Raw genomic sequence first — 11,380 nt, 5'->3', positions numbered from 1 at the left:
CTAATGTGGTAACTTACTGAGTAATTTGGATCGTTACCAGTGACTTCTATATTTTTTAATGTTAAATCGATACTCGTTATTCCGTCTGGTGTGCCATCGTCACAAACTTCTAAAGCCGTTGGAGCGACTAATGCTGGCAAAGAGTTTACAATCAAATCAAAACTTCCAACATTCACACAACCACTGGTTGTATTGGTTATATTAACAAAAACAGTTTGCGGATTACTAGTATTACTATAAAGATTAGCAAGTGGGCTTATTCCGTCAACAGCATCAGAAAGTGTTTCATGGTATGAGACTGCAACTCCTGTTTGGCTATCAATTGCTTCTGTGTCTTTAGTTGAAAAATCAAATATTTCGGTTTCATCTCCTGGCAGATTATCATCACAAAGTTGATAATCTGAAATTACACCGACAGATGGAATTGGATTCACAAATAATTGAAGCTCCACTGTATCAAAACAACCCGTTAAATCATCAGTGATTCTAACCACCAAAGTTTGAGAACCTCCGGAGATATTACTATATGGGCTAGATTGGTCATTAACACCGTCAATAGCTTCGATAAGCGTTTCGTGATACGTGACTGTCATCCCTATTTGAGCACCCAATATTTCGATATCTTTTGATGTCAAATCAAACATGGAGAATCCATCGTTATCATCATCACAAACTTCAAAAGGTGTTGGAGCCAATAGAACAGGTAAAGCATTCACTATAAGATCTAATGTCGTTATATTATAGCAATCAACACTGCTGTTAGCTTGGACTCTTACAAAGACAGTTTGATTATCTATCACAACATTTGTGTAAGGCACTGGTAATGGATTGATGCCACTTTCAGCTTCTGCTAAAGAAAAATGATAGGATACGGAAACTGTTACAGGATCTAACACATCTATAACTTCTAAATTAGAATCTGTTAGCATAAACATTGCAAAACCATCATTATTATCATCGCACTCTTGCAGAGGCGTTAGCATTGTATTAATATTCAAATTTGTGAATTCTAAATCAAAAGATGTTGTATCAAAACACTCTTGAGTTAATTCTGCCATACGTGCAAAAATTGTTTGAGGGTTAGCAGTGTTGGTATATGGACTTGTTTGAGGGTTGACATTATCAATCGCATCTTGTTCTATGAGGTGATAACTAATTACAAAATCTGCTGGATCTTGAGTCCCTAAAATTTCAGCATTATTATCAGTAAGCGTAAATTCACCAGTACCAGAAATACTACATATGGTTAGATTTGGAGGTGTGTTTGCAACAGGATTTGGTTTAAATTCTACAACTACCGAATCACTTGCTTGGCAAATCCCTGAAAACACGATATCTACTGAGTACACTCCAGATTCGCTAACGTTAAGTATAGAACCGGTTTCACCTGTTATTTCAACACCATCTTTATACCACACGTGAGCTGCAGTTGGTGTTTGAGTATCTAATACTGTTAAGGCTCCATCACACTCTGCAGTACCCGCAGCAATAGTAATATCATCACCTAAATCACCACCTAAATCAAAACTTCCTGCTTTTAAAAACACACCGGAATCTAAAGACGCATCACCAGCATCTGCAATCACTAATTTAATACGGTAAGTGTCTCCGGGAATTACTGCAGACTGAGCAGTAAATACCGTAGTTCTCCCGTCAAAACTCATTGGAGGCGCATCTTGATTAGTATAGCCCCCAAAAAACTGTTCATTAATGGCAGCGCAACCAGGATTTAGAGGATGTATATTCGTTACCAAAATTGGAGTTGTTGTTCCAGGCAATACTGCTAAATTTGTAATATTACCCGAAGCATCCGTTAACAAAAATGCAAAGGCATCTGAAAATGTACATTCAAAAGTTCCACCTGTTGAACCATTATATTCTTCCGAAGCCATTAAAAAATCAAAACTAATGCTGTCTGCCAAAGGCACAAAATCAAACTCTATTATTGACGCATTGTTTGAATTGATTCCTACAGCTGTATCTAACTCTGCATCACCAGGCCAATTAAAACTACCGTCACTCATGGCATTATCATTAGGCCCTCTAACTTTACTTGCATCTCCAGAAGTTAATAATATTCCGTCTGTAAAAGGGAATAGTGAACCATCATTAATAAAGTATCCGATACCATTATCCTCACCAAAATTTGTTCCTGTTGAGAATGTGATATTACTAATTTGAGCACAATCACTATTTATGAGTATATCCTCTACTAATTCTTCTACAGTATATGTCGTTTGATCTACGACGACATTCTCACCTACAATAAACACAGAAATAGTTATAGTCTCAGCGCATCCCACGGGATTAGCATCTGTGACTATTAAAGTAACCGTATAATTTCCTGAAGCAGTATAGGTATTTGAGACTGTATTGCCTGTATCTGTATTTGTATCTCCAAAATTCCACTGATAAATTGCACCTGTCCCATCTGTAGAAAACATGGCACTTCCATTAAAAGTAATAGACTCACCAATATTTGCTTGTACTGAACCCGAGGAATTAATTGCTGGAACTGCACTATCTATTGAAGGTGTTATCGTTTGACAAGGTACTGCACAAATAATATCTGCTTCCCAACCTGTAGTCGTTCCTGATCCATTTGAAACAAATTCTATAGTTATACAACCACTTGCATTAGTACCAGATGCCGTTACTGTCCCAGGAGTATTAGCACCATTATAAGTTCCAATAATTGGTGCGGTATTATCATCACCATCATAAATAGTTAATATGTCGACATTGAGCTGTGTACTAAAAGCTAAAAAATCAAGGATAATAAACTCTCCTGCATTTAAAGAACAGATTGTAGTAGTCAAGTTCTCATCACTACCATAAGCGCCTCCAGATCCTCCAGAATCATAAAACTTATCTGGTGCACATCTATCAAAACTGCCACTTTGCATGTTTAAATCCTGAGCGAAAGAGACATAAGAAAGTAAGAAAAATAGTAAGCAGAGCTTTTTCATAGCTTTTAAAATGGTTTTAAACTTATTATTTAACATTCAATCACCTCTTTTTATTCAAATAGGTTTAATACACGACTTTGAATAAAATCACTGTAATAAGCAATAAGATTTCCAGTTATGGTAAGAAGGCTTCATAATAAGAGCGAAATTTAATAAAAATTTAAGGAATCGCGATTGTTAAATCGTTATAATAGTAACAGTTTAACACTTTAATTCCCCAGCACTCGCAGTAAAACATCTCATGATCTCGATTTTTATTTTAACACAATAGCGGATTTAAAAAAGTTATGTTATTCTTAAAATAGTATTATTTGAAATTCAAGTTGCCTATTTTTGCACAAACAAAAGCTATGAACACGTATTCCATCTCCATAAAAGAGACTACCAATCCTTCAATTATTAAATTTGAAACTAATCAGTTTATTACACAGCATGAGAGTTTTGAATTCAACAATATAGATGAGGCAAAATCTTCTCCAATCGCTCAACAATTATTTTATTTACCATTTGTTAAAAAAGTTTATATCTCTAGTAACTTTATTGCTATTGAAAAATTTAGTATCGTTGAATGGGCAGATGTACAAAATGAAGTTGCTGAACAAATTGTAACCTATTTAAATTCGGGTGCCGTAATTGTTGAAGCTTCCGAAGAAAAAAAGAAAACACCAGTAACTATTTATGCTGAGAGCACACCAAATCCATCCGTATTAAAATTTGTTGCTAATAAAAAACTGGCTACAACCACGCATGAGTTCACGTCTATCGATGATACCAAATTTGCGCCAATGGCTGCTGAGCTTTTTCATTTCCCGTTTGTAAAAAGTGTCTTTATTGATGAAAACTTTATTTCAATTACAAAATTTGATATTGCGGAGTGGAGTGAGATTACAATGGAACTCAGAGAATTTATAAGAAGTTATGTTGAAAATGGAAAAACCATTATAGACCCTAATGCTCCTGAAACCAAATCAAAGCAAATTGATCAATTAGATAATGACTATGAATCTAAGGATGATATTTCAAAAGAAATAATAAATATTTTAGAAGAGTACGTTAAACCAGCAGTTGCTAGTGATGGCGGAAATATTGAATTTCAATCTTATGATCCTATAGAAAAAAAAGTAAAGGTCCTTTTGCAAGGCGCATGCAGTGGTTGCCCGTCGTCTACATATACGCTAAAGAGTGGTATTGAAAATATGCTTAAAGAAATGATGAAAGGTAAGGTTGACACGGTTGAAGCGATTAACGGGTAGTTTTATAAGAATAAAATTTAAAATATATTATCGAATTAAACGTAATAAGCGTTAGGAAAACGAAACTGCAAGAGCAATAAAGCAAGCATGAAAAATAGCCAATATATAAGCAGAAAAGCAAATTGAAATTGTTAAAGGTAATAAGTTAACAGGTCTTAAAATTTAAAAAACTATAACTAACGCCTTATTTTATATAATAATCACCAAACAAAAGAGGGCATAGTTTTTGATGTCTATTTAAAAAAATATTATGAAAAAACCAACATTACTATTTGCAACTCTAGGACTTCTAATAACTTCAAGTTTCAACCATACACATGCACAAGATAACGGATCCAACCAATCTTTAATGGAAGGCGGAGGAGCTTTTATAGTTACTATGAATGATAAAGATAAAACAGCAATTGGCTCACCCTATCTTTATGAAAATTTTACGAAAGGAAAAATATCTGCTCGCCCAACTGAAATATACGATATTAGATATAATGCTTTTACCGACGAAATTGAAATCAAAGTAAGTGAAGGTGAGATTCAAAATTTTAATAAAAGCATTAGTAATGTTACAATAACATTTCTAATTGATGACTTAAACTTTACAACATTAAACTATATCAACTCAGATGATGGTCTACAAAGAGGCTATTTTGTTTCCTTTACAGATACTAATCAAAACGTTAAGCTATTCTCTAAAAAAGAAGTAAAATATTACGAAGCTAAACCAGCGGTAAGCAGTTATGACAAGGATAAGCCTGCAGAGTTCAAAAACATTGATGACACCTATTATGTTTCCATAAGTGGTGCTTATGCTCGTGAACTACCAACTAAGAAAAAAGACTTAGCTCAACTGTTTCCAGAAAACTCAAAAGAGGTTTTAAATTTTATTAAAAAGAATAAAATAAAGACATCTCGTGAAGCAGACTTGATAAATTTAATCAATTACATCAATACGCTTTAGTTAAAAAAAACTAAATTCAAACCCGAACGATTTCATTTATCGTTCGGGTTTTTTTATTAATATTATATCCTCATTAAAAACTGGATTATGGATTTACAAAATTGGATCGATAAAGCTTATGAACTCATAGTTAATTTTGGCCCAAAAGTATTAGCTGCTATTGCCATTTGGATTATTGGCTCATGGATTATTAAAACGTTAATCAAAGGCATTAGAAAAACAATGGATATAAGAGAATTTGATCCAAGTCTTCAAAAATTCCTTTTAAATCTAATTGGTTGGTTATTAAAAATCATTTTAATTGTAGTTGTTTTAGGCACTGTTGGTATTGAAACAACGTCATTTGCTGCCATCTTAGCTGCTGCGGGTTTAGCAATAGGACTAGCATTACAAGGTTCACTTGCTAATTTTGCAGGAGGAGTATTACTTATGATTTTCAAACCTATTAAAATTGGCGATTTCATTGAAGCACAAGGACAATCTGGAACTGTAAAAGAAATTGAAATATTTACAACAAAATTGACCACTCCAGATAACAAAGAGGTTATTATACCAAACGGAAGCCTCTCAAACGGTAATATTGTCAATTACACTACGGAAGATTTGCGTCGTGTAGATATCACCTTTGGCGTTGGTTATGATTCTAATATTAAACAGACCAAAGATGTCATTTTAGATGTTATTAATACCAACGAATTTGCTTTGAAAGATCCTGCACCAGCCACAAATGTGTCTGAATTAGCAGACAGCTCAATCAATTTTTTCACAAGAGTTTGGGTTAAAAAAGAAAATTATTGGGCAGTCAAATTTGATTTAATTGAGAGAACCAAAGAGGCATTTGATGCTGCAGGCATAGAAATACCTTATCCTCATACCGTTGAAATACAGAAAAAAAATTAAGCTTTTTTAGGTTTTAATGCTATAAAATCTTTTAAATAAAAAGGTTCAAAATAGGCGACATCTTCGATCTCGCCTATTTTATATTTGTTATAAGCCAAAGCACTCATCTCCTTAGACGATGGCAATCTGTTATCTATATAGACGGCATTATCGTGAGATAGTAGAGCTTTTGTTTTTCCTGTTCCATTTCCGATAAAAAACACTTTACCGTTATTTAATTCTTCTTTAAAAGATAATTCATCAAGTATTTGCGCCTCAATTTTTCTAATTAAATTAAACTCATAATCGTAAATCGCTGAATACACCTCCATACGTCGTGCATCTAACATAGGCACAATAACGCCTTCTTGTGTATCAAGCTGTCTCGCCAAAGCGTGAAGCGTCGATACAGAAATTAATGGCTTATCCAACGCGTAACACAGACCCTTAGCTGCAGACACACCAATACGCAAACCAGTATATGAACCAGGTCCTTTGCTCACCGCTATAGCATCAATCTCTGTTTTCTTTATATTGGCGGTTTTTAAAACATCATCAATAAACACATGCAATAATTCTGCATGTGAATAATTGATATTATAGTCTTCCTTTAAAACTAAAGTCTCTCCTTGTTTTGAAAGAGAGACTGAACAATTAGTCGTGGATGTTTCAATACTTAATATTATAGACATTAAGATAATTTAATTACTATTACTAATCTTACTCTTTTGGCGATTCTTCTTTTTTTATTTGACTTCCTTTTTTCTCTATTTTATCACCAGGTTTAAGGGTTTTAGACACTATATTATATGGTCCTGTAATAATTTCGGCACCTTCACTTAAACCAGATACAATTTCAATATTCGTATCGTCTTGAATACCTGTTTTAACTTTTTCTAATTTAGCTACACCATTATCATTAACGAAAACACATTCATATTTCTCTTCATCTTCAGTTTGCATTACTTCGGAACCTAAGACTCTCCTATCTTTTTCACTTTTAGTCATTTGGGACTCTGTTTTGATCACAATAGAACTAATAGGTACAGCAATTGAATTGTTGCTTTTGTTAGTAATAATATCTACTGTAGCAGTCATTCCTGGCCTAAAGGGTGAATAAGTCTCGGGCTTACCTTCAACTAAATCAGCATAAGACTCTTCTAGAATTCTTACTTTAACTCTAAAGTTTGTGACTTGATCTGCTGCTAAAGCACCAGCTGCAGAATTTGCGATTTCTGTCACAACACCCTTAAATTCCTTTTTTAAATAGGCGTCAACTTCTACTATGGTGGAATCGCCAATTTGAACTTTCACAATGTCATTCTCGTTAACATCCACCTCAACTTCCATGTTATTAAGATTAGCTACTCTTAAAATTTCGGTTCCTGCCATTTGCTGTGTACCAACGACGCGTTCTCCTAATTCTACATTGAGTAATGAGATTGTTCCGCTCATAGGAGCATAAATTGTAGTTCTCCCTAAATTATCTTTAGCTTCATTAACCGTTGCGGCTGCACTCTGTACACTATAGTAAGCTGAGCTTCTTGACGCTGTTGCAGTTTCAAAAGCGGCAATTGCTCTATCCCAATCTGCTTTTGAAATCACACCTCTTTCAAAAAGTGATTTACTCCTATCATAATTTGCCTTTGCTTCTTTTAACGAGGCATCCGCCTGTTCTAATCCAGCTCTCACATTTTGATATGATGCTTGAGATCTATTCACAGCAGACTGAATTAAATCTGGATTAACACGAACTAAAAGATCTCCTTTTTTAACTTGCTGACCTTCTTTATATGGAAGATCCAAAATCTCACCAGAAACTTCACTCGATATTTTAACCTCAACTTCAGGCTGTATTTTTCCAGTTGCAGAAACTGTCTCAGTTATATCTAGAAGAGCAACTTTTTTAACTTCTACTTCTTTGAAATCTCCTTTTTTACCAAACAGTCCCATAGATTTTCCTGCAATTAATGCTAACAGGATTACCGAGATAACTGTAATAATAATTTTAGTTTGTTTAGTCATGGTTTAAAACTTTAATTCTGTTGCAGGTATGCCGAAAAATAATTCGAGAACCTTCAATTTAAATATATAATCGTATTTAGAACGGTTGACTTCGATTTTAGCATTATCAAACCTTAATTTGGACTGGCTAAAATCAAAAGCATTTGTTAATCCTACATCATACCGTTCTTTAGCATATTCATAGGCTAATTCTTGAGATTCCAAAGCAGACTTTGCTGCTTCATAAGACTTAAAAGACCCCTTAGCATCAACATAAGCCTGATACACAGTAGACTCTAGATCTAACTCTGTTTGCTCTAGTTGAAATTTACTACGCTCTAAATTTATTTTACTTCGTTTAATATTCCCTTTTGTTGCGAATCCATTGAAAATAGGAATATTTAAACTAAGACCATAGCCTATACCATCATTTTGATACAATTGGTTAATGAACGGATCTGCAGCGACCTCCTGTATTATCGTATTAGGAAATTGACCTACCACAGATTGACCAGTACCTTCAACTACGCCAATTTGTTGTGTTAAAAATGGATTATCAGGATCTACTTGCTGATTAAAAGATGTTGTATTTACATACCTAGTATTGTAGCCAAAAAATGCGGAGAGCGTTGGTAAATTAGCACCTTTTGCTATTTGTACATCTTTTTTAGCCAATTCGACATTTTGCTCTGCTATTTTGATTTCAGATCTGGTTTCTTTTGATTTCGCTAAAATTTCTGTGATATCTTTATTGACTATACCGCTATCAACAATGTCATAGCCTTCATCCTCAATGTCAAATGTCTCGTAATCTTTAATTAATAATAATTGAGCTAGTCCTATTAAAGATATTTGAATACTATTTTCTGCATTTATAATAGATTGCTGTTCACTTGCGTTAACCGCTTTAATTTCAAGTAAATCACCTCTTGGCAACTGACCAACTTCTACTAATTGCTCTGTTCTTTCTATTTGTTCTTGTGTCACTTCATTTTGAGATTGCAAAACATTCAAATTAGCTTTATTCAAAATAACTTGAAGATACCCATTGGCTACAAAAAGAGAAATATCATCTTTCATCTTATCCAAACGGTATTGACTTGCCAATTTAGAAATTTTAGCACGTTGGAGCGTTCTAATATTTCTAAGACCATCAAACAACGTATAGCCGATATTTACATTTCCATTAACAGAAAGAAATGTAGTAGTTTGCGCATTATTGGTCAAGGGGTTAAAACTAAGCCCTGTGTTTTCAGAAACACTACTACCAGCATTTAAACTTGGAAGAAAATTGCCTATTGCTGTAAGCCTATCTATATCTGCAGTTGCTATATCTAATTCACTTTGCTTTACTGAAATATTGTTTTCTAAAGCATACTGAACACACTCAATAAGTGTCCATTTTTTATTTTGAGCTTGCGAGCTTATTGTTATTAAAACAATTAATATACTGATTATTTTTTTCATAAGTATTCTATAAGTATCTATAATTCTTAAAGTGTTACACTAAATGATGACTTTTTATTGAGCGTATTTAGAAATCCCTTGAATTTGGTTCCAAACTTTAATTTTATCGTCTTTAGTAATACCGTTTTTTATCTCTACAAAAATGCCATCACTAATTCCTAATTCTACATCCTTTCTTTCATATTCTTGATCACCAATTTCAATTTCTACGAAAGGCTTCTTTGTCTCTCTATCATATTGAACGAGCGCTTCCTCAATTGCTAAAACATTCTCTGCTTTTTCTAATATAATAGATGCATTCGCGCTCAACCCAGCTCTGATAAAAGTAGAATCTATTTTTTTAAGAGATCCTTTGATTTCAAATTGAATTGCGCCATTCTCTGCTACACCCTTTGGCGCTATATAATCTAATACAGCATCAAACTTTAGATTCTCAATAGCTCCAACAGTAATTTCCAACGGTAAGCCTTCTTTAATCTTTCCAACTTCACTCTCATCAACCTTACCTTCAAAAATCATTTGCCTAACATCAGCAAGAGACGCTATAGAGGTGCCTTCATTAAAATTATTTGCCTCAATAACTTGATTACCTGCTCTTACGGGGACGTCTAGAACCATCCCAGAAACTGTTGCCCTCACCTGTGTTTGTGCTACACTACCTAAACCAGATGTTGTACCCGTTTTTATAATATCATAATTTTGACGCGATTGCGTCACATCAATTCTAGATTGTTCTACACGTTGTTTTGCCTGTAAATATGTATTGTTTACTTGATCAAAATCATTTGTAGAAATAACACCGTTATCAAATAGTTCTTTTTGTCTATCATAGATAGATTTCTGGGTTTTAAAATTGATTTCAGCAGTTTGTAAAGCGTTCCTATTAGATGCAATATTATTTTTTGCACTCGTTAAATTTGATACGTTAGGTATTACTCTAATTTGAGCTATCAAATCGCCTTGCTTTACATATTCTCCAGCCTCAATAAAAATCTCCTCAATAACTCCAGAGATATTTGATTTTATGAGTACTTCCTCTTTCGGGACGATACTGCCAGTAGCCATAGTTTTTACAACTATTGTTTGATTTGAGGCCATCTGTGTGGCATAAGTAATAGGATCTTCTTGATTTTTCTGCCAAAGATAAATCAAAGCACTTGCAAAGGCTACGACTATAACCAAAAGTATGATAACTGTAGTTGTGCGTTTCATTGGGTGTTATTTATTTATTATTTTTATTCTACTTTTATTCTATTTTTATTCTATTCTTAAGGCGTCAACAGGCTTCATCTTTGTAGCACTATTTGCTGGGATAAGACCTGCTAATAAGCCCGATACGACTAATATGGAAAACGCAATAAACACGACTTGTAAACCCACACTAGGATTTGCAAAATTCTGTACTGGCCCGTTCTCACTTAAAACATAATTCATTAACCAAATAATACCTGCCGAAAATGCAACTCCAGTCATTCCAGAAATAATAGTGAGAATTAAACTCTCTTGTAATATTTGAGATTTGATTTCCCAAGGCGTGGCACCTAATGCTCGTCTTACTCCTATTTCTTTGGTGCGTTCTTTTACAGAAATTAGCATAATATTACTAATTCCGATGATACCTGATAATAAAATAAGTGCTCCCACAAAATATCCAACGACTGACAGGATCTGAAAAAGACCTGACATCTTTTTAAAATCTAAAGACTGATCGCGGTGTCCTAAAGCACTCATATCATTAGGGTGGACGGTATGTCTCACTTTAAGAAAACTAAATATGGATTCTTTAAGCTCTGTAATATCATAGGCATCATACGCAGTTATAACCATATAATAGATGCGATCTCCTTGATTAA

The 11,380-nt window shown here is 33.9% G+C and carries 9 protein-coding genes; 3 read left to right on the top strand and 6 right to left on the bottom strand.

Translation table 11 applies throughout. The features are described from left to right. On the bottom strand, positions 1-2,969 hold a 2,969-nt coding region (locus ACJAZK_RS13830), incomplete at its 3' end, for a choice-of-anchor L domain-containing protein (RefSeq protein WP_415224532.1). Between the two features lie 350 nt (positions 2,970-3,319). On the opposite strand from ACJAZK_RS13830, the gene ACJAZK_RS13825 reads away from it, so the two are divergent. From ACJAZK_RS13825 to ACJAZK_RS13815, 3 genes are all read left to right on the top strand, one after another. After that, the gene (locus ACJAZK_RS13825) at positions 3,320-4,222 is read left to right on the top strand and encodes a NifU family protein (protein WP_415224533.1); all 903 of its coding nucleotides are present in this window, start codon (positions 3,320-3,322) and stop codon (positions 4,220-4,222) included. A gap of 250 nt (positions 4,223-4,472) precedes the next feature. Further along, the gene (locus ACJAZK_RS13820; RefSeq protein ID WP_415224531.1) at positions 4,473-5,177 is read left to right on the top strand and encodes a hypothetical protein; all 705 of its coding nucleotides are present in this window, start codon (positions 4,473-4,475) and stop codon (positions 5,175-5,177) included. A gap of 87 nt (positions 5,178-5,264) precedes the next feature. Then, on the top strand, positions 5,265-6,077 hold the full coding sequence (locus ACJAZK_RS13815; RefSeq protein ID WP_415224530.1) for a mechanosensitive ion channel family protein: 813 nt from the start codon (positions 5,265-5,267) through the stop codon (positions 6,075-6,077). On the opposite strand, the gene tsaB is transcribed toward ACJAZK_RS13815, so the two are convergent. From tsaB to ACJAZK_RS13790, 5 genes are all read right to left on the bottom strand, one after another. Next, positions 6,074-6,748, bottom strand: coding sequence for a tRNA (adenosine(37)-N6)-threonylcarbamoyltransferase complex dimerization subunit type 1 TsaB (gene tsaB / locus ACJAZK_RS13810; RefSeq protein WP_415224529.1), 675 nt, complete (start codon positions 6,746-6,748; stop codon positions 6,074-6,076). The genes ACJAZK_RS13815 and tsaB overlap by 4 nt on opposite strands. A gap of 28 nt (positions 6,749-6,776) precedes the next feature. Further along, a complete protein-coding gene (locus tag ACJAZK_RS13805) occupies positions 6,777-8,081 on the bottom strand; it encodes an efflux RND transporter periplasmic adaptor subunit (protein WP_415224528.1) in 1,305 nt (434 codons plus the stop codon). 3 nt (positions 8,082-8,084) lie between these two features. Then, the gene (locus ACJAZK_RS13800) at positions 8,085-9,527 is read right to left on the bottom strand and encodes a TolC family protein (RefSeq protein WP_415224527.1); all 1,443 of its coding nucleotides are present in this window, start codon (positions 9,525-9,527) and stop codon (positions 8,085-8,087) included. Between the two features lie 54 nt (positions 9,528-9,581). Next, positions 9,582-10,739, bottom strand: coding sequence for an efflux RND transporter periplasmic adaptor subunit (locus ACJAZK_RS13795; protein ID WP_415224526.1), 1,158 nt, complete (start codon positions 10,737-10,739; stop codon positions 9,582-9,584). A gap of 45 nt (positions 10,740-10,784) precedes the next feature. Continuing rightward, positions 10,785-11,380, bottom strand: a 596-nt coding sequence (locus tag ACJAZK_RS13790; RefSeq protein WP_415224525.1) for an ABC transporter permease, incomplete at its 5' end; no start/stop codon positions are given.

Origin of the sequence: Psychroserpens sp. (assembly GCF_047633235.1) — a bacterium.
Classification (GTDB): Bacteria; Bacteroidota; Bacteroidia; order Flavobacteriales; family Flavobacteriaceae; genus Psychroserpens.
The sequence above is the reverse complement of the archived record's forward strand: the minus strand, read 5'-3'. Positions and strand labels throughout refer to the sequence as shown.

Coding starts and splice junctions, on each gene's coding strand:
- ACJAZK_RS13820 (WP_415224531.1), top strand. CDS start 4,473: ATGAAAAAACCAACATTACTATTTGCAACTCTAGGACTTCTAATAACT.
- ACJAZK_RS13815 (WP_415224530.1), top strand. CDS start 5,265: ATGGATTTACAAAATTGGATCGATAAAGCTTATGAACTCATAGTTAAT.
- ACJAZK_RS13805 (WP_415224528.1), bottom strand. CDS start 8,081: ATGACTAAACAAACTAAAATTATTATTACAGTTATCTCGGTAATCCTG.
- tsaB (WP_415224529.1), bottom strand. CDS start 6,748: ATGTCTATAATATTAAGTATTGAAACATCCACGACTAATTGTTCAGTC.
- ACJAZK_RS13825 (WP_415224533.1), top strand. CDS start 3,320: ATGAACACGTATTCCATCTCCATAAAAGAGACTACCAATCCTTCAATT.
- ACJAZK_RS13795 (WP_415224526.1), bottom strand. CDS start 10,739: ATGAAACGCACAACTACAGTTATCATACTTTTGGTTATAGTCGTAGCC.
- ACJAZK_RS13800 (WP_415224527.1), bottom strand. CDS start 9,527: ATGAAAAAAATAATCAGTATATTAATTGTTTTAATAACAATAAGCTCG.